This is a genomic window from Mycolicibacterium gilvum (assembly GCF_900454025.1).
GTDB classification, from domain to species: domain Bacteria; phylum Actinomycetota; class Actinomycetes; order Mycobacteriales; family Mycobacteriaceae; genus Mycobacterium; species Mycobacterium gilvum.
This window is the reverse complement of sequence record NZ_UGQM01000001.1, coordinates 1,015,597-1,035,251: the sequence shown is the minus strand read 5'-3', so window position 1 is coordinate 1,035,251 and position 19,655 is coordinate 1,015,597. Positions and strand designations below refer to the sequence as shown.

The window sequence follows — 19,655 nt, the reverse complement described above, 5'->3', positions numbered from 1 at the left end:
TCCGCGCTTCGAATCGACGTTGATTCAGGGCGCCGGCAGCGGAATAATCCTGTCCCTCGTGGGATCGATGTTTCGCTGCGCCCACTCGACGACTTCGTCCTCCTGAGAGAAGAGGATGACCTGATGCTCTGCGCTGAGCTCATGCAGCAGTTCCATCACCGCGAGCGTGCGAGTGGTGTCCGACTGGGTGGTGACATCGTCGAAGATCAGCGGCGCGGTCTCGGCGCCACCGGAGAGTACTTCCGAGAGGGTTACCCGAAGTAGGAGGTAGATCTGTTCGGTCGTACCGAGTGAGAGCCGATCTGCTTGGCGTACTTGGCCGGTCGTCTCTGTCACGTGGATCGTCAGATCGCCCGGATCGACGGTGACGTCACGGTACCGGCCGTTGGTCACCCTGGGTAGCCAAGGCCGCATCCGATCAGCGAGAGCGGGTGCAATGGAAGCGTTGGCGCGTTCCTTGGCGTTGGTGAGTTCGGCGGTGGCCGCGTCCAGACACGACGCCAACGTCTCGACCTGATCGACTGCCCGCTGTGCGTCGGCCTCCTCCTCCACGGCCTCCGCCACCGACCCGAGGGCGTTGCCGAGGGCCTGAATCTTTCCCTTGAGCTGACCGTCGAGGTCGATCATCCTGTCGTAGAGCGCTTTTGCCTCCGTGACGAACGTGTTCAGATCCGGCGGCATCGGCTCCTCCGGCTCCTCACCGGCGCCCGCAGTCAACGTCGCGAGATCCGCTTGCAGGTCAGCCAGTTCGCGACCACTCAGTAGTTGTTCGAGTAGGGCGACGTCGGTCTTCCACTTGGTCAGCGCCGCGCGCTTTGCGTCTTGCTCACTCACCCACCGGCGTAGCTGTTCGATCGCGGTCTCCAGAGTATCGGCGGTTACGCCAAGGCCAGCGGCACGCTGGATCACCTCGCGTCCTTGCGCTTCACGCACGGAGAGCGCCTGGAGGTGGCTCGCTTCGAGCTGTAGCCGCTGGCTATGCGCCTCGACGAGGTCGGCGTGACGAGCGGCTTGGTTGGCGACCTCCGCGCGAGACTTGCAGGCCTCGACGTAGTCGGTGAACCTCTGAAGTGTCTGCGCAAGAGGATCTTCCGTGGTGAGAGGATCCTGTCCCCCGAGTAGGCGCGCAAGTGCTCGGACGCGGTCGTCTCGTGCGGCCCGGAACTCCGCGGCTCGATCCGCATGCTTGGCTGCCGCGATCCGCGCTGCGCCGGCGGCATCAATCTCGCGGGCGATCTTTTTCAGGGCCTCCGGGTCGGCGTCGAGCGATTCCTCACGTACCTGGGCTTGGGCGGCACCGACGCGTTCCTGATGTTGGCGTAGCGCAACCTCTTGCGCCATCACGCCCGCCTGAACTTCCTGCGCCGACAGTGCTCCCGTCAGAAGGTCGACTTGTCTGCGACGGGCGGCCAAAACGTCTTCAGCGGCCGATCGCTCAATGGCGTGGAGCGCGGCCAACTCGAGAGCCAGTCCACCGTTTTCGACGGCGGCGTCGTAATCGACCTTCGCCTGCCGGTACGCGGCATCGTACTCGTCGACGTTGCGCTGCAGTGCTGCCAACTGCGCCGTCCGCTGTTCCCTGTCCTGCTGAAACGCCGCTACCGCAGCCGCGTCCACCACAGGCGGCGGCGACGCCAGAACATCAGCGAGAGTGCGCAACTCGTCCGAGAAGAGTGTGGTCGGTGGAGGTGGCTCGACGTCGGGCGGCGTGGCCTGCATGTGGGTGTCGAGTGCAGTTTGAGCCTTGAGCAGGTCGCTGTGGGCGTCGACGACGTCTTGACGTGGCTCGCGATCACCCTCCGGCACCTGGGGCAGCTCGTCGATCTGGATTTGCAGCTCGGCCGCTGTCGGTCCGTCACCCAGTGGCGCTACATCGGTCCCGCGGTCAAACACCACCAGAGCCTCGGTGGCGGCCGCGGCTTTCTCCTCGTCAACAGTCAGGTCGGCTTCGCGTAGTTGAGCCACTCTGGTCGACAGCTCTGCAGCCTTCTCGACACGGCCCCGCAACTCGTACACGCTCTGCCACTTCACGAAGCGTTCGGACAGTTCGACTTTCGCGCGGGCTTTCACGAGGGGTGCGACAAGCTTCTGACGGTTGGCAATGGTCTCGAGGAGCTCAGCGAGGTCGTCTCGTCGTGTCTGCGCCAGCGCTCGCGACGCGTTCAGAGCAGCTCGGGTGGTCGCGAGCGGCTTCTTTCCGTGCGCCACTCCCACCCATTCGGCACGTCGCTCCTTGAGCCAGGCCAGCGCCGCGTCGGCAGTCGCATCGGTCGCCCCGGTCGAGGCGGCCCTCTCCAGGAGCTCCTGAAGTTCGCCGGCGTCGTCGCGCACTCGGAGGATGTCGGCTTGGCCGGTGAAGATGGTCGATCGCGCTGAGTGGCGGTTGAGGCCCAGTAGGCGGGTGCCGTCCAGGCTTGCGTCCGTGAGCAATTCAGCATCGGATATCGCCTGGGCAGTCGAGCCGTCGACGATCGTCCATTCTCCCTTCGCAAGATCCTGGGTAATAGCCAGTGCGCGATCGTCGTCGAGCGTGACGGCAACGCCGGCAGCCCATTTGGAGCCCGACCAGGGCTTGTGTCGGTTCCTGAACTCCGTCTCGGCGGCACTGCCTCTGCCCTTGTACTTCCGCCGTCCGGCGAGAGCCGTGTACGTGGCGTTGAACCAACTGGACTTTCCCGCTTCGTTGGGTCCGTGTACGACATTGAGACCGGGTGCGAACTGCAGTGTTTCGCCGCGGAGTGGACCAAACGCGGTGCCGATGACGCGGTCGATGCGCATGTGTCACGCCCCCTGGACTGAGGCGTCGAGTGCGGCCAGACCGAGGGCGGTGGTCTGATGCCGTTGCAAGTCAGAGGCGTTGGCGTGCGCCATCGCTCGGAGGAATTCGGCTCGGGCGCTGCGGTCGGCCGGGTCCACCGACGGTGTGGCGAAGCTCAGAGAATCGACGTCGAGCACGACGTCGGACGGAAGGTTTCGGTCCGGTCCGCTGAATCCCGGGAGCAGTACCCCGGGTGCGAGCGTGCCGACCAGTCGCAGAAGCAGTGGATGTCCCGGCGTGAGGACGGCCTCCACGGCGGCCGCGAGCGCGTCGGAGTGCGCGGCGTCTGTGACGTCGAGGTCTGCCAACGATCCGGGTTGGCTTGGTAGATCGACCCGCCGGGCAGGCTCTTCGGGCGAGGTGCCGTCGATCAGCACGGCGAACCCTCCCGGTTCACGTGGATCACGGACGAGGTTCGGGACGGCGAGGATTCTGCCGTCGCCACCCGCGCCGGCGCGGATGAGCACGTGCGGTTCCGGCACGTCGGGAAGACGTGGGACGGCGCCACCCGGCGAGGTCCACGCGCTCACCCATACCGACGGCGCGGTCGCGCAGGGTTGGTATTCGGAGGACGAACAGATCGAGGTATTGGGAGCCCAGCGGTGAGTGTTGTACAGGCTGGTGCCGTCGATCCAGTCGGGCTTGCCGGGAACGACGACAACGTCGCCGCCGAACGTGCCGAGTATCTGGGACGCGTAATCGACGGTGGCAGGTAACACGGACGTCCGGTCAAAGAGACCGCCCGCGATCAGCAACGTTCCAGCACCCCGGCGGTTGGCCTCCTCGACAACGAGCGCCAGCACTTGACGCGACCAATCGCGTAACGCCGCTCCGAATTCAGCACCGAGACCGACCCACGCATGGTCGAGTTGCACCCCACTGGCAACCATGATGTCCACGCCGAATCCTCCCCGTTGCTGTCTATCATGCGGGTAGCTGATCCCGGAAGATTGGAGACGAGGTGCTGCCTGGCTTCGCTCACCTGTCGCCGGGAAGCAAAGTCGAGGGATTGGCATTCGATGCGGTCGTCGAGATCGTCGACATCACCGCCGCCGGCTCCGGGGCCTTCGTCCGCTATCGGGATGAGTTCGGCATCGAGGACTCGCGGCTTCTCTCTGCGGACGAGTTGAGGAAGGTTCTGCCGGTGGGCGGTCGAGGCCCTACCCTCGCCGCCGATCCCGACCAGTTCTGGCTCGCGATCGAAGCCCTGCGGTTGCGGCACGCGGCCGTGCTCAACCCGCTGCTCGCGGTGTCGTCGTCCAATGTCGAAGCTCTGCCGCATCAGGTGCAGGCTGTCTACGACTGCATGCTCACCGGACACCCGAAACGATTCCTGCTCGCCGACGACCCCGGCGCGGGAAAGACCATCATGGCGGGCCTGTTCATCAAAGAGGCGCTCGCGCGGGGCTGGATCCGGCGGTGTCTCATCGTGGTGCCCGGAAGTCTCGTTGAGCAATGGCAGAACGAGCTGAGAGAAAAATTCGCACTCCACTTCGAGATCTTCGAGAATTCGTTGCTGGGTGATTCGCCGCACGAGTCACTGCAGGACTTCCCGTTTCTCATCGCTCGGCTCGACCAGTTCAGCCGCAGTAGCGAACTGACGGCTAAGGCCGTCGATGGAGACTACGACCTGGCCATCTTTGACGAGGCGCACAAACTCTCCGTCAGCTCCTGGGGCAGCACGGTCACCAAGACAAAGCGCTTCAAGCTCGCCGAGGCTATTCGCGACGCGGTCCCGAGCACGTTGTTGATGACGGCGACTCCGCATAACGGCAAGGACGCCGATTATCGGGAATTCCTCACGCTCCTGGGGTCCGCGGATAAGCCCGTCGTCGAGGATCCTGCCGGCGACGGACTGATGCGTCGCCTGGTCAAAGAGCAACTCGTCCACTTGGACGGGACACCCCTGTTTCCCGAGCGCCGCGCGAGCACCGTGCCCTACCGACTCAGCCCGGTCGAGAGCGAGCTCTACGAGGCGGTCAGCGAGTACGTGCGTGAGGAGATGAACAAGGTCTCCGATGACGACACCAGGCGCAGTGTGGGTTTCGCGCTCGTCGTTCTCCAGCGCCGACTGGCGTCCTCTCCGCAGGCGATTCTGCGGTCGCTCACCCGTCGGCGCGACCGGCTGCGCGCGCAAGCGGACCAGGCGCAGGCAGCCGAGGGGAAGATCGCCGTGGCTCTCGCGGCGACACTCGGGGTGGGCAACGACGATCCCGATGAGATGAGCAGCGTGCGGGCGGAGACGTACCAGGACGAGGTGGTCAGCGTCGCCACGAACGCGCGAACAGTCGCGGAGCTCGAGGCGGAGATCCTGGTGCTCGATCGGCTCGTCGCGAAGGCCGAGGCCGTCTATTCGGCCCGTGCCGACGCGAAGTGGGCTGCGCTCGCCGAGCTGCTCACGAGTGAAGCGATGTTCGAGGCGGACGGGCAGCGGCGCAAGATCATCATCTTCTCGGAGAATCGGGACACCCTCGACTACCTTGAGGACCGTCTCGTTGAGCTCCTTGGTAGGACCGTCGACGTTCAAGTGATTCACGGTGCGCTGTCGTGGACCGATCGCCGGCGCGCGCAGGCGAACTTCATCACGCAACCGAGCAGCTCGGTCCTCATTGCGACAGACGCTGCGGGTGAGGGCGTCAACCTTCAGGTCGCACACCTGATGGTCAACTACGACGTGCCGTGGAACCCAAATCGGCTCGAACAGCGGTTCGGCCGGATCCATCGAATCGGTCAACGACACACCTGTCATCTGTGGAATCTCGTCGCCGCCGACACCCGAGAGGGTGATGTCTTTCAGACCCTTCTCGAGAAGGTCGAGGTGCAGCGGGAGGCGCTCGGTGACCAGGTGTTCGACGTGCTCGGCGAGGTGCTGACCGAGATCAGCCTCAGTCAATTGCTACGGCGAGCGGTGGGCGGAGAGGCGCAGCGCGACGAGATCGAATCCCAGCTCGAGTCGGTGTCGGGACGCCTCGAATCGGCCGTCGAGAAGCGGGCGGCATCGGTGAGCACGCTGACGCCGGAGGAACTCGCTGTGCTGCGTCGCGACATGGAGATCGCGAAGGCAATGAGTTTTCAGCCGGATGTGACCCGCGACTTCATGTTGCGGGCCGCGCCGCTCTTTCATGTGGACATCACGATGCGGGGTGATGCGTGGCAGGTCGGGTATGTGCCCACACGGCTGCGAGACGAGTTCGGGTCGTCGCTGATGGCCCGCTACGACAGGGTGGCGTTCGCGCACTCTGACGATCAGGTCTTCGCGGCAGACCCACCGGAATTGATGGCACCCGGGCACCCTCTGGTGTCTGCGCTCGCCGACGCCGCCGGCGAGGAATTCGGCTCGTCGCTCAATCATGGAATTGTGCTGTCCGACAATCGGTCCAGCCATGATTATGTGTTGGTGACCGTCGTCGCCACCGCCGAGGGGAATCCGTCGACAGTCACCACCTACGCCGTGACCGTCGGGGGTGACCGGCAACAGGTGAGCCCGGGCCTATACACCGACCTGGAGATGGGGGCGACGCCCGAGCCGCGCGAAGTCGCCGCGGCCGAGGCGGCGGTTGCCGCGTTCAGCGACGACCTGGACCACGAGATCGCCGCTGTCGCGTATGTGCGTGGAACGGCAAGCCCAGCGACCGCGAGCGCGTGGCGCACCGCGCGCGAGCAGGTGCGCGACGAATTGACCGCGCGAGGACTGGATCCCGTGGCGGCATTACCGGGTCAGGGCTGGGATTTCACCACGGGTAATGACGAGATCACGTTCTGGTCAGCGGCCGCGCCAGGCGAGATGGACCGCAGACGCACCGAGAAGCAGGTGGCTGCCAATGTCGGGGGCAAGTACCGGGTGGAGCGGGGCTAGCGTTTCTTGCACGAACGGCATTGACGCGGGACATCTTTTCACCGCAGTAGAGCCACTTGTCGGTACCCACCCTCATACTGACTGGCTCGCGGGAGATTCCACGCCGAGCGAAAGGGCACTGCGATGGGGACACGGATCGCGACTCTCAACATTCGGCACGGCGGCACGAAGTCCGCGGAGGCGCTGGCCGGCCGACTGCTCAGGTACGACGCCGACATCCTGGTGGTCACCGAGTTCCGCGCCAATGCTGTCGGTGAGCGACTCATCGACCGCCTCACCCAGGTCGGCTATGACACCTCACATCCCGAGGTCGGGGTGAAGGAGAATACGGTGCTCATCGCGGCGCGCGGCGGCATCGACCGATCGTGGGCGTTCACCGAGTCGCTGGACCGGCGGCATCTGTGGTGTACCGAGATCGACGGCGCCTACGTGTGCGGGGTGTACATGCCGCAGAACACCGCGAAACTCCCCTATTGGGAGGCTCTGATCAACGATGCCAATCGTTCTGGCATCGATCTGTTGATCGGCGATTTCAACACCGGCAACAACGATCTCGACAAGGCTCCGCGAGGAGCGAAGTTCATCGGCCCGGAGATGCCGGGGAGGCTGATCGCCTCTGGCTACACGGATGTGTGGCGGTCGCTGCATCCCGACGTCCGTGAGTACTCGTGGTTCAGTCGGCCCGGCGACAACGGGTTCCGGCTCGACTATGTCTTCGCGGGGCCGGATTTCGCGCGGCAGATCAGCTTCTGCGAGTTCGATCATGCGCCACGGACATCAGAGGAGACCGATCACTCCGGTCTCGTGGCAGTCGTGGATGGCTGACACATGACACAACTTCGTCCGCAGTTATTGCGGCCTCCGCATATTCTGCGGTATGGTGGCACATGCCCAACCGGTACGACCGCATCCGCGCAGATCTCGCCCATGCAGAGAGTGCTCCATCCGCAGACCAAGCCCTCCGACACCTTCGGTCAGTGTTGACGGAGGTCAGTCTCCTACTCGATGAACAACTGGCCCGCGCGGTCGTCGACGACGAGATGTCGATCGCGGCGGCCGGAAAGAGCGCCGGCCTCACCGAGAACGCGGTCGGCCCACGCCTCGCCAGCACGCCCCGACTCAACCCGTACGCCAGCAACGGCGCTCGGATCACCGCCGAAGACGTCAAACGCGCTCGCAACGACAAGCACGCCCGCAACCCTCTGCCACCCGCTGTGCCAGCAGAGCCGATGCGGTTCAAGCCACGCCGAAAAGCCAACCCTCGCTAGTCAACAACCGGAAGGAACCGACCATGTCGAACCAGAACCTCACCCTCATCGCCTTCCTGCTCGACCGGTCCGGGTCGATGCAGTCCATCAAGTCCGACGTGGTCGGTGGTTTCGACGCGTTTCTCGCCGAACAGCGTGCCGGCGACGGTGACTGTCGGGTCACGCTTGCGCAGTTCGACGACCACTACGAGGTGGTTTACCGTGCGGTGCCCGTCAGCGAGGTGCCACCGCTGGTGCTGAATCCGCGCAACAGCACCGCGCTGCTGGATTCGATGGGCAAGCTCATCACCGACACCGCTGCCGAGATTGCCGCACTCGCCGAGGACGACAGGCCGGGGTCGGTCATCATCGCGATCATGACCGACGGCCTGGAGAACGCCAGCCACGAATGGAGTCGACCGGCCATCAAGTCTCTCGTCGAACAGCAGACCAACGAATTCGGTTGGGAGTTCCTCTATATGGGTGCCGATCAGGATGCCGTCGAGGTCGGTAAAGACCTGGGGGTCAAGGCCGAGCAGGCCGTCACGTACAGCAGGGGGAAGTCCCGGGAGGCGATGGCGGCTATGTCGGGCAATGTGCGCGGGTATCGGACCGCGAAGATAACTGATGGAGCCGCGGCTATGCCGGCGTTCACCGAGGATCAGCGGTCCGCCCTAACCGACGACTGAGCCCCTGCGCACCAGGCGATTCCACGTGACAGAGCCCTAAGCAAAGGTGTCACGCCGCTCGCTATGGGGAAACATCCCAATACCCCAAGGATGGCGAAGGCAACGAGGTATTGACGCAGGATTTCGTGCGACGATGGCATCGGCCCCGACGTCAGCAGTCCTGCGATCACGATGCCGGAGTCAGCGGAAAGGTTCGCGACAGCTGGGATCGCGTAAGGGCGGACAGCGCCACTTACTGAGAACCAAGGGGACCATGGACATATCGGCGCAGACGTCAGACTCGCTCATCGCGGCGCTGTCGGAGGCACGAATACCGGCAGAGAATCACGCGTTCATCCGCGAAATCATGAATGCCGTCGACACCGTTCGGTATCGCGTCGTTCATAACGTGGGCAAGTCATACATCGTGGCCACAAGACGCGACGGTGGCCGCGATCTACACATCGAGTACGGGGCTACGAACGGATTCAACTCCGAAGACGAGGCCATCCGAATCGCACCCAATGCGGTGGGCTGGGGACCCAGTTCTCGGAAGGGAACGTGGTACGTCTTGCATCCAGTCAACAAGGCTCGCGTGACTGGCGAACGTTCCCGGGACGTCCGACGCAAGGCGACCTTCTGTGCCTGCGGCATGGAAATGTCTCTGACAGGAGTATGTGGTAACTGCAACTAGCGGGATCGAAAGTTCTCTACCCCACCGCGCGGTTCACCAGTCGGAACCGACCTCGCCGGAACTGGAGTGAGGCTTTCGGAACGGTTCAGTTCTGCGTACTGATCCCCGGTCGGCATCCGCTCCATCAAGCCCTCTAGTAACGCTTACCGCTTTAGCGGCAGAGACCGACAAGCGCCTTTGCTCAGTCAGTGCAGGCTGTCCTTGGATCAGTCCTGCAACTCGAGAACGGTTGGCCGAGTCGACCGAATGTGCACATCCGGAAACTTCGCTACCAGTGCACACACGAATGCTGAACGCTTGACGTTTAACTCGTTAAGTAACTCCTGTTGACTTAGCTCCCCCTTGTCACACAACCTGGCCCATGCCGTGGCTATCATCCACGCCGGCACCAACTGTGGCCCTGAACCGATACTCATCGAGCGCTCAGTCTCGACCCACACTCCCTTGCGCTCCACAGCGGTGATCCTGTTCAGGTTCTTAGTAGATAGCGTCAAGATGGCAGTGCCTGGGCTCACCACTTCCGAGACCTGTTCGAACAGAGCGTCATCAAATTCGGCTGCGCTCATACGAATCCGACCACAATGATCCCCGAGGGCAGACGCTTGAGAGTGCCGGCGGCCAAGGCCCGTTCCAATGCCTCATCAAGACGCGCACCGATGTCCTTGGTGATGCGGATGCCACCAAACAGGGCCAAGGCATCACGTTTGAGGTCGTCGACCGCACTGCCGCCGGCCTGTTCGGCCACCACGCGCATCGCATTGCCGATCTCGACCAGGCTGATCTCGCCCAGCGGGCGGCTCTCCCCGCGCTTCGCGGTACGCACGGTCCGCCAAGAAGCAGGTTCCACACCCATGGGCCAGTAGAAGTCGCGGTCGTCGCCACGGACGTATTCAGTTGGAACCACGTGCTGTATCGCCGTCCGCCGCGCCTCACTGACCTTGCCGAGGCTGAATGCCCCGGCCACCAGCTTGGCCAGCCGATCCCGATGCACCGGCCCCTCGGCGTCGATGATCGACTCGACGATCTTCACCACATGCGCCCGGTTGTTCCTGGTGTGGATCTCATCGAGCACGCTGATGCTGCCGATCACCACCGGATTCCACGGGGCGAAGTCGGTGAGATCGGCATGCCGCCGCGGCGCAGCCGGCTTCGGCTTCAGCTGCACCGACCGGAATGCAAAAGGCTCCTGTTCCATGGGTGTCATCACCGTTGGTGGCGGCGTCACGACCTGCTCGGCCGGTGGTTTCAGCGTGCGCTGTTTGGCCGCGGCCACCGCATCGCGCAGCCGGGTCACCGTCGCGTCGCGATCCCCCAACCATTCCGGCAGCCACACCCGTTCCACCCCGGGCCAATGCAGCAGCTTCGAGAGCACCTCGACCGGTAGGCCGTCCCGGTCGGCGACGGTCCGGCGTGCGAACCACTCGGGACCGTCCAGTAAGACTGCCACTAATGGCCGCTCGGCTTCATCGGGATCGGCGATCACCAGGTCCACGCGGAAGTCGGAAAGCCCGACGTCTGACCTTACGACCAATCCTTCACTCCGCAAAGCGTGAGCTATGTCGTCACGATGCCGGTCGATCACCGCATTGCGTCGACCACCCTGGGTGATGGTGTCCACACCGCGGTGCGCCAGGTCAAGATAGGCGCGCAGATGCTTAGTGCCGACCTGCGTGGTCTCCTCGGCGCGCAGATCCGCGGGTTCGAAGCTGGCGTACAGCACCACTTCACGACGGGCGCGGGTGATCGCGACGTTGAGGCGCCGCTCCCCACCCGGCCTGGACAGCGGACCGAAGTTCAATGGCACCACGCCCTTGTCGTTCTTGCTGAACGCCACCGAGAACAGGATGGTGTCACGCTCATCGCCCTGCACGTTCTCTAGGTTCTTGACAAATAGACCATCCGACTCGTCGAGGGCCTGCAGCAGCCGGTCATCACCGGCATCGCGCAATAGGTTCTCTATGTAGTCACGCTGTTGCGCATTGAAGGTGATCACCCCGATGGACGGCGCAACCTCGGGTGACGCATCGAAACGGCTGCGGATATCGGTGACAATGCGCTCGGCCTCGACCCGGTTGGTGCGCAATGTCTTACCACGCCCGGACCGTTCGAACTGCCCGTCAACCCGGATCAGCGAGATTCCATGCCCGGACGCGGGTGTCAGCGGCGCCGGGAAGGACGCCAGCCGGCCGTTGTAGTAGTGGATGTTGCTGAACGCGATCAACGCCTCGTCCTGGCTGCGGTAGTGCCATGACAACCATTGCTGGGGCACCAACGACTGCACGCACTCGCTGAGGATCGATTCTTCGTCGGCCACCACTTCGGGGTTGGCGTCCTCCTCACCGTCATCCACGGCCGCGCTGGTCTCGGCGAAGCTAGTCGGCGGCATCTGCTTGCTGTCGCCTACCACCACAACGGATTTGGCCCTCCCCATTGCGCCGATGGCATCGGCGACCCGGATCTGGGACGCCTCGTCGAACACGACGATGTCGAAGATGTCGGCGTGCGCAGGGAAGAACCGCGCCACCGAATCCGGGCTCATCAGCGTGCACGGAAGGATTTGCGTGATCAGCTCTCCGAAATTCTCCATCAACGCACGCACGCTCATGCCGCCGCGTTTTCTGTCCAACTGTCGTTTCAACAGACCGATCTGGCCGCTTTCAGTGAACGCGTCGAAGGTCCGCCCCTCGAGCAGCCGGGCCGGGATCGACCGGCACAGTTCGTAGCGGATCGCCGATGCGCTGGTGGTGAACCGATCGATGGTCTTGCCGTGCGCAGTGACGTCGAAGTCACTCAATCCGCTTGCGTCCAGCCGTTCGGCCACGGAGGCGACCGCGACACCGCGGTCGAACGACAGGCTGGCGTCCTCGGCCACGATCCGGCCGGCGAGGATATTGCTGCGCGCCTCATGCATATCCGCACGCAGCAGGGGCTCGACGTGCTGCAGCAGGGTGACCCACCGCTCGATGGTCACTGCCGACTCCAACCGGCGGGGGCCGCGGGTCGCCCACCACCGCCCGATGAACGATGCGTCACCGGCCCAGACGCCTTGGAGCGCAGCGCTGCCGGTGATATCGGTGAGTTGACGCCAACTCTTCGACAGCGCCTGCAGGGCGGACGTGCACGTTCCGGTCGCGGTGTCGCTGTAGAACTTTCGCAGATCGGCGATGTGCGGGTCAGCCGGGGTGGCGGACAGTGTGTGGCCGAGGCGGCGCAGCGCCGCCAACCCCTGCGCCAAGTGCGCCGCGTCGGCGTCCACGAACGGGTTCCACGGCCGGTCGAACAGCACTGCGGGCAGCGCGGCGACCCGATGCCGCAGATCGGCGACCACGGCGTGGCTGGCCTGCAAGTCCGCGGTCAACGCGGACAGCGTTTTAAGTTTGACCTCGGCAGGGTCCACGGCGAGCACGTCGGTGAGCTGAGCCAGCACCGCGCGGCGGCGCTTCTTGCGGCCGAACATCCCCGACTCATCGGCCGCGACGGCCGCCGCGTGAATGGCCGGGATATCGAGGTCCATGGCCGCCGGCGTCACGCTCGCCAGCCACTCCGGCTTCTGCTGCAGGCCCGCCAGCGCATGTTCGATCCCCGCGACGTAAGCCTGCCAATCGGCGGTGTGCACGGCGTCGACCACCGACAACGGGTAGCGCGGTTCCCCGGTCAGCCGCGCCCATCCGTCGACGGTTTCTGGGCTGCGGCATCTACTGAGGGCTTCGGTGGTGATGCCCAAACCGTGCAGCTCGGCGAGGGCGGTGTCGAATGCGACTGCGGCGGAGTGGATCCGTGCGGGATCCAAACCGCTGGGCGGGATCATGGCGATGAAGGCCCACGGGTGGTCCGGGCTCGGGCGGGCGTCGTCGAACTTCTCCGGCAAGGTACGCATAACCTGCGCCACGGCGTCGAAAAGGGCTGGGTCGGCGTTGGTGATCAGGCTGCGCGGCACCGCCAGCGGCGCGATGTCCTGATCGGCGGCGAGCTCGAAGGAGCGTGCTGTGTAGAGAGATTGACCAACAGCGTTGGCCTCGTGCAGCCGGTCGGCGTAGCGGGCCAGGCTGTGCCTGCTGGACTCGACGACCTGCAGCTTGGTGCGCAGCAGATCCGCGTCGTGGCTCATCCGCAGTTCCAGCGCATGTTTGATCTGCGCGCGCACTGCGGCCGGACGCGCGGATTTGTCGTGGATGTCCAGTGACAACTCCCCCAGCCCAACGCTTTCCAGCCGCTTCTTCACGACATCCAGCGCGGCGCGCTTCTCGGCGACGAACAGGACGCGCCGGCCGCTAGCCATCGCGTGGGCCAGCAGGTTGGTGATGGTCTGCGACTTGCCTGTTCCTGGCGGGCCCTCCAGGACGAAGGTCCGCCCGCCGACGGCGTCGGCGACGGCCCGCAGCTGGGAGGCATCGGCGGGCACCGGCACCGCGGTGCTCAGGTCGTTGAGGTCGGTGTGCGGTACCTCGGCAGCCGGGTCCACGTACGGGTTCTGCGGTGTCTCCAGCAGGTGGCGCACCAAGCTGTTGCCGGACAGCGCCTTCCAGGATTCGTCCAGGTCCTTCCACAGTGGGAACTTGGCGAACTGCAGGATCGACAGGTGCACGCTGTCTTCGACCAGGAAGGGCAGCTTGGCCTCTGCGACAGCGCGGCGGACCGCGTCGAAGGTGGCCACCAGGTCGATGCCGGAGGCGTCCTCATCGGGCTGCGCTAGCCCCGGGATCTCCAACCCGAAAGCGATTCGTAGCTTCTCGATCAAGCAGTAGTTCGGTGTCGAGGCACCAGTGTCATCGATGGTGACCAGATAACGCTCGCCGCGGTTGGTAGTGGTCAGCGACACCGGAACCAGCACCAGCGGTGACCGCAGCGGTCGGTCGTTCAGGTGCCAGCTGAGCATCCCGAAGGCCAAGTAGAGGTTGTTGGCGCCGGTTTCCTCGCGGATGGTCTTTGCCTTGTTAGCAAGGTATCTCAGCTTGTTCTTGTAGGACGCCGCGGTGATGTCGATGTAGGCACTGTGCTTATCGGCAAGCAGCAACTCGCGTTCGGGCTCGGGCAGGTCCCTGCCGAACCGCATCCCGCGGGCGACGTCGACGTTCTGCACTTCGTCGGAACCGAGCAGGTTGACCCGCGCGCCGGCGTTGACGGCGTCTTCGAAGCGGCCGAGCGCCGGGCCGGGAACTTCGAGGCGGTAGCCGGCGCGGTCGGTGTAGTTGATCAACTTGTTGCGCAGGCTCAGATCCAGGAGGGCGTTCTTCCACTGCCGGACGCGCGCAGGTACGGCCTCGGCCGCGGCCGCCGGCTTCGACTCGGTGGCCTCGTACGGTTGGAACATCGGTCCGTCGCCGGGCTTGTACTCGGAGATGACTACGTTGCCGTCGGCGTCTGTGCTGCGGCTGGGCAGCGGGAAGATGAGGGAGCGCCGTGCTTGCCGCACATCGGTGATGCCGAGGATGTTGGTCAGGTCCTCGGCGAGGTGCTGGATGCGTGGCGCACGCCGGGCGTCGTCGAAGGTGGCGTCGGGCACCGACTGTGTCACAAGGGTGGTTTCAATGAGCCCAATGCTCTTCAGGTCGACCTGATTGACCACCTCGGCCGGTTCGGTGGTCGACACGGTGGCTAGCGCGCCGTCGATGCGCCAGTAGCCGAGGAATGCGTGCCCGCGCAGCAGCCAGATGGTCGAGTTGATGCCGCACTGTTCCAGCACGGCGGCCAGCGTCAGCGTGGTGTCCAGGCAAGTGCCGAGGCGACCGTCGAACACCTCGGCGGGCGTGCGGACCTTCTGCCCGATGTCGCCCCAACTGGCGGGCGGTTCGGCGTAGCGGATGTCGCGGGCCTTCACCGCATCGAATACCGCGCGGGCGATAGCGTCGACGCGTTCCGGGTTCTCGCTCTGGTAGCCATCGATCGAGGAGTTGCCGGTGGCCGCGCCGAGCCGGTCGGAGACCTCGACCAGCAGCGGGGCGATGGCGGCGGCGTTGGGCTGGATGTAGGCCGCCAGGATCTCCAGGGCCAGTTGCGGTGGGGTGGCCTTCCACTGATTGGCCGCCAGGATGGTGACTTCCTTGGCGGCCTCGGCGAGGACCGCGCCGGCGCTGTCGCGTAGCACGACGCGGATGTCGCCGGGACGGGCTTCGTCGACGCGCCACATCGATGCCGGGTCGAGTTTGAGGTCGACGGTCTGCAACGTGGTTGGCTGATGCGCCAGCAGGTCGAGGTGGATCTCGGCGGGGCCGCCGTGCGAGCCCTCGGCGCTGACGACGTCGATTTCGAGGACGGCGCCCTGACGGTCACCGCCGGTGTTGTCGACGGTAATGTGGTCGATGACCGGGATGCGGCAGTGGGCCATCGCGTAGCTGAGGTCGGCGATCGCGGAGATGTCGATGCGCGGGGCGTCGGCGGGCGGCACCGGTTTCCGCGCCGGAACAGTGGCGGGTCCGGACTGCGGTGGCGCCGGCGTCGCTGGCTGCAGTGCCGGCGGGGCCGCCATCGGGGCTACCGCGGTCTTGAGGTTGTGGACGCGCTCGGCGACGTCGGCGGCCCCGACGGCCCGGAGTAGGAGTTCGGCGGAGTCGATGGCCCGATAGGTTTCGGCGTCGGTGAACTCGCCGGTGTGCGCCCACTTGTTGCGGACCTCGCGCAGCTCCTTGGCGTAGATCTCCGCCTGGCGCGGCATCGCACGGTTGAACGGGTAGCCGAGGTCGCCGAGCCGCTCGGTCATGGCGCGAAGCATCAGGGCAACATCGCGGCTCTGGTACTCCCCGCCCCCTCGGCCATTCGCGGTGTCCTTTGCTCGTAGCAAGTCGGCCCAGTCGGTGCCGGGCGGGATGACGCGGTTAAGCACCTGTGTGACGAACGGCGATAATCCGCCGGCCAGCGCCGTCAGTGTCTGACCGATGAGTTGGTGGCGGTCAACGTTGTTCACTTCTCAGACCTCGACATTCAGGGCGTCTTGCGAATTCTCGACAAGTCGGACTCTTGCCGACAACCGGTGCGGGCACGGCCCCACAACATCGGACATACCGCGTCGAACCCCCGTGAATATCACCGCGCACGCCAATTTGCTACGTATTGTACTGGCGAAGATTAGCGCAGCTAGGGTTGGAACGAACGTCAATCTCGGGCAGTCGGTCATCGATCATTCCCATCCGTCGGGTTGTGCGCCCGCGGGAGGCGAGCCGACCAGGATGACAGAGGGCACCGACAAACGATCGTCCCCTGCGCTGATTCAAGCACTCCATCAGCCGCCCCGCCGCGCGGATCTGTCAGTGCCCCGTAGGGGTGTCTGTCGCGAGTCTCGCGATAACTCGATGAAGGGTGCCGTTGAGGACGGGGCGGGTTCTAGTCACGTCGCAACACTGACGGACTGCTTGACGCTACGATGGCGCGAATAGTCCGGCGGGACAACGGTCTTTGAGGACTGTTCGGGGATTATTGAGCTGCTCTTCGACTGCCAACGGTTGCTTCCAGCGAATAGTCGGCGAGGGTGACGCCCTTGGGAAGGTAGTCGCGCGGCCATTTTTTGTCGGTACCTCTTCGCCGACTTAGAACTCCCACACCTGATTCGGATCGTCAAGTGCCTCACGGATTTTACCCAAGTCACCGAGGTCCGCCAAAGGCGAAGACTTCGCAATATCCACGATGCCTCGGACAACCAAGTTGATCGTCTCACCATCCTGCGCCTCCAAGGCGGTATCGAGACGAGTGAACAGCTCCTCGAAGTTCGCGCGTCGCTCGGCGAAAATTTGAGCGAAGTAATCTCTCAGCACTGATTCCGCAGCCTTTATGCGCGCGATTTCGGTCGTCTCGTAAACCTCAAGCCTTGCACGTTTTGTCTTCTCCACCTGGTGCACGGCGATGCATTCCCGCGTAGCGTTGACGATCTGGTTCAGCGCGTCGAAGCCCTGCAGCGGCGTAATCACATTCGCCCCTGGCCTGGCCAGCTTGGCAGCATGCGTCCTGGCAGGCTCAGGCATTAAAGTTCTCCTTCGACATCGCGCGGTATCTGACCGTGAGTTGAGCACTCTCCTCGGTCAATTCGCCCGCATCATCGACAATGGGCGCTGCGGCCACGTCCCGAACCGCCATGGCTAACGTCATAGCCCTCTGGAATCGATCTGCATGCACCTGAGCCTCAAATGCCTCTGATTCGAGGAGGTCCAGCGCAGCGACAGCTCGCTCGCGCAAGTCACCTAGTACTACAGCCGTAGATCGTTGCTCGTCGGCGTGTTTGCCTTGCTGGATTGGGTGACCGCGGCATCGTTCGGAGTTTGTGAGAACTAACGATGATGCCGCGGTCGCCGCGGCTTACAGGGTAGACGTTGATCGGTGGCGAAGTGGCTTTGATGAGGTGCTGGATCGGGTCGCGTCACGGTTCGCTCGGTGCGAGCCGCTGCGCAACGCCGGCGCGTTGATGCTCGGGTTGGTCTGTGACATTGACCGTAAGAACTGTTGGACGCTGGCCGAGCGTTGCGGCCACAGCAGCCCGGACCGGATGCAGCATCTGCTGGCGCGGGCGAAGTGGGACGCCGAGGGAGTGCGTGATGATCTTCGCGCCTACGTGGTCGACCACCTCGGCGATGACGAGGCGATCCTGATCGTCGATGAGACTGGAGACGTGAAGAAGGGCACTCATACCGTCGGGACTCAGCGCCAGTACACCGGTACCGCGGGCAGGATCGAAAACGCCCAAGTCGCTGTGTATTTGGCCTATGCGGGGCCCAACAGTCACGCACTGGTGGACCGCGAGCTATACCTGCCGAAGTCGTGGATCGACGACTCGGAACGCCGTCAGTGCGCCGGGGTGCCCACCGATGTCGAGTTCGCCACCAAACCTGCGCTGGCCGAGCGGATGATCACTCGTGCTGTGGCCGCCGGAGTCCCTGCGCGATGGGCCACCGGCGACGAGGTCTACGGCGCCGACCCCGACCTGCGCGCCGCGATCGCCGCCCAGGGGCTGGGCTATGTGCTGGCCGTCGGGTCCAATCGCACCGTCACCACCAGTACGGGCAGCCAGCGAGTAGACGAGCTTGCCCGGTCTCTGCCGCGGCGGGCCTGGCGGCGCGTCAGCGCCGGAACCGGCGCCAAGGGCCAACGCTGGTACTCCTGGACGTTGGTCGAAATCACCGACGCCGAGCCCGGCCACCATCACCTGCTGGTGCGCCGCAACGACAAGACCGCTGAATTGGCCTATTACCGCTGCTACAGCCCCAATCCGGTCACCCTGGCCGACTACGTACGGGTCGCCGGGCGGCGCTGGAAGGTCGAGGAATCGTTTCAAGCCGGCAAGGGCCTGGCCGGGCTCGACGAGCACCAGGTACGGACCTGGACCTCTTGGCACCGCTGGGTCACCCTATCCATGCTTGCCCATGCCTTCCTCGTCGTCACGACCGCCGCTCAACGGCGCAGCGACGAACCCGACGACCAGACCGGCCAGACACTGATCACGTTGACAGTCAATGAATTCCGCAGACTCTTCATCGCCCTGGTATTGCAGCCGCTACACGCGGTTGCCGACGTCCTCGCCTGGTCCACCTGGCGGCGACGACATCAAACGAGAGCCCGCACCTACCATTACCGCAAACAACATCAACAACAATGAACGCTATCTACGGCTGTAGTACTAGGACAGTGCGCAGCTCGTGCACTCGCGTGTCCACCGCCGCCATTTTCCCATCGAACTCGTCGAGTTCGGCAATGCCGACATCAACCTTGGCGCAGACTTCCTTCGCCTGCGTCAGCGCTTTATCACCCTGCGCGTGGGTGACAAGCCCGGCGACGAGAAGCCCAGGCCCGATCGTCACAAAGTTCAGTGCTGCGGCTCCGAGCGCCATTCCTCCGCCCCCAGCTGCCAGGCTTCCCCCGCCCAGAAATGCCATTGTTGCGTTCGTGGCCGCCGCTCCGGACAGACCTGTGATCGCCGCACCAGTGCTGGCCACTCCGAAAGTGCCGGCGGCTGCGGTCACCCCAGCTCCAGCACTAACCCCTGCACCGACTGACCCGATGGCCCCGGCGATCCACGAGGTCGCATCTATATCGAGACTCGTGAGGCCGGTAACCCGATGCATCGTCGCATCAATGCCGTCGACCAGCAGGCGCTCGTTCTCTCGAACTTGGCGCGCGTTGCGGCGAAGGAAGTCAGCCATCCGCAGCACGACATCGGTCAGCGCCAGCTGCTGGTCCTCGCCGAGCGTTTCGAGTAGCCCGTTGGTGGCCGCAACAGCGGCTTCGCTCTGCTCCCGGCGCTGCTCGTACCGTTTTATTGCTTCGCTGCGCTGCGACTGGGCTTTCTTGATCAAAAGAGCGCCCTTGCCCCCAAACGCCAGCCCACCAGTCCCGGTAACCGCCCCGACAGCTATCAGCGCCACCGGTATCAACGGAAGTACCATCCCCACCC

10 protein-coding genes are annotated in these 19,655 nt (G+C 64.5%); 5 read left to right on the top strand and 5 right to left on the bottom strand.

Annotation, left to right across the window (positions count from 1 at the left end; translation table 11 throughout):
- Positions 1–24 precede the first annotated feature (24 nt).
- Together DYE23_RS04875 and DYE23_RS04870 are read right to left on the bottom strand one after the other, a co-directional pair.
- Complete coding sequence (locus tag DYE23_RS04875; RefSeq protein WP_115326652.1) at positions 25–2,778, bottom strand: AAA family ATPase; 2,754 nt, start codon at positions 2,776–2,778, stop codon at positions 25–27.
- Between the two features lie 3 nt (positions 2,779–2,781).
- Positions 2,782–3,708: a hypothetical protein gene (locus tag DYE23_RS04870; RefSeq protein ID WP_235660551.1), complete on the bottom strand. Its 927-nt coding sequence runs from the start codon at positions 3,706–3,708 to the stop codon at positions 2,782–2,784.
- A gap of 119 nt (positions 3,709–3,827) precedes the next feature.
- Between DYE23_RS04870 and DYE23_RS04865 the strand changes: the two genes are divergently transcribed.
- The 4 genes from DYE23_RS04865 (at position 3,828) to DYE23_RS04850 (ending at position 8,610) form a co-directional block, all read left to right on the top strand.
- Complete coding sequence (locus tag DYE23_RS04865) at positions 3,828–6,674, top strand: DEAD/DEAH box helicase (RefSeq protein ID WP_235660329.1); 2,847 nt, start codon at positions 3,828–3,830, stop codon at positions 6,672–6,674.
- 123 nt (positions 6,675–6,797) lie between these two features.
- A complete protein-coding gene (locus tag DYE23_RS04860; protein WP_115326649.1) occupies positions 6,798–7,499 on the top strand; it encodes an endonuclease/exonuclease/phosphatase family protein in 702 nt (233 codons plus the stop codon).
- 152 nt (positions 7,500–7,651) lie between these two features.
- Entirely contained in the window at positions 7,652–7,942 is a 291-nt protein-coding gene (locus DYE23_RS04855) for a hypothetical protein (RefSeq protein WP_235660328.1), read from the top strand.
- A 23-nt stretch (positions 7,943–7,965) separates the two neighbouring features.
- A complete protein-coding gene (locus DYE23_RS04850) occupies positions 7,966–8,610 on the top strand; it encodes a vWA domain-containing protein (RefSeq protein WP_115326647.1) in 645 nt (214 codons plus the stop codon).
- A gap of 1,235 nt (positions 8,611–9,845) precedes the next feature.
- Here DYE23_RS04850 and proA read toward each other — a convergent pair.
- Together proA and DYE23_RS04830 are read right to left on the bottom strand one after the other, a co-directional pair.
- On the bottom strand, positions 9,846–16,184 hold the full coding sequence (proA, locus tag DYE23_RS04835) for an anti-phage protein ProA (protein WP_115326644.1): 6,339 nt from the start codon (positions 16,182–16,184) through the stop codon (positions 9,846–9,848).
- 619 nt (positions 16,185–16,803) lie between these two features.
- Positions 16,804–17,235, bottom strand: coding sequence for a hypothetical protein (locus DYE23_RS04830; protein WP_218566979.1), 432 nt, complete (start codon positions 17,233–17,235; stop codon positions 16,804–16,806).
- A gap of 296 nt (positions 17,236–17,531) precedes the next feature.
- Here DYE23_RS04830 and DYE23_RS04825 point away from each other — a divergent pair, with 296 nt between their 5' ends.
- On the top strand, positions 17,532–18,860 hold the full coding sequence (locus DYE23_RS04825) for an IS701 family transposase (RefSeq protein ID WP_435404778.1): 1,329 nt from the start codon (positions 17,532–17,534) through the stop codon (positions 18,858–18,860).
- A 7-nt stretch (positions 18,861–18,867) separates the two neighbouring features.
- Here the strand turns inward: DYE23_RS04825 and DYE23_RS04820 are convergent, their stop codons facing one another.
- The gene (locus DYE23_RS04820) at positions 18,868–19,557 is read right to left on the bottom strand and encodes a hypothetical protein (protein WP_147292264.1); all 690 of its coding nucleotides are present in this window, start codon (positions 19,555–19,557) and stop codon (positions 18,868–18,870) included.
- Positions 19,558–19,655 lie beyond the last annotated feature (98 nt).

What these genes read in the sequence shown, in the direction of transcription:
- DYE23_RS04870 (WP_235660551.1), bottom strand. Translation starts at nt 3,708, where the DNA reads ATGGTTGCCAGTGGGGTGCAACTCGACCATGCGTGGGTCGGTCTCGGT.
- DYE23_RS04830 (WP_218566979.1), bottom strand. Translation starts at nt 17,235, where the DNA reads ATGCCTGAGCCTGCCAGGACGCATGCTGCCAAGCTGGCCAGGCCAGGG.
- DYE23_RS04850 (WP_115326647.1), top strand. Translation starts at nt 7,966, where the DNA reads ATGTCGAACCAGAACCTCACCCTCATCGCCTTCCTGCTCGACCGGTCC.
- DYE23_RS04875 (WP_115326652.1), bottom strand. Translation starts at nt 2,778, where the DNA reads ATGCGCATCGACCGCGTCATCGGCACCGCGTTTGGTCCACTCCGCGGC.
- DYE23_RS04860 (WP_115326649.1), top strand. Translation starts at nt 6,798, where the DNA reads ATGGGGACACGGATCGCGACTCTCAACATTCGGCACGGCGGCACGAAG.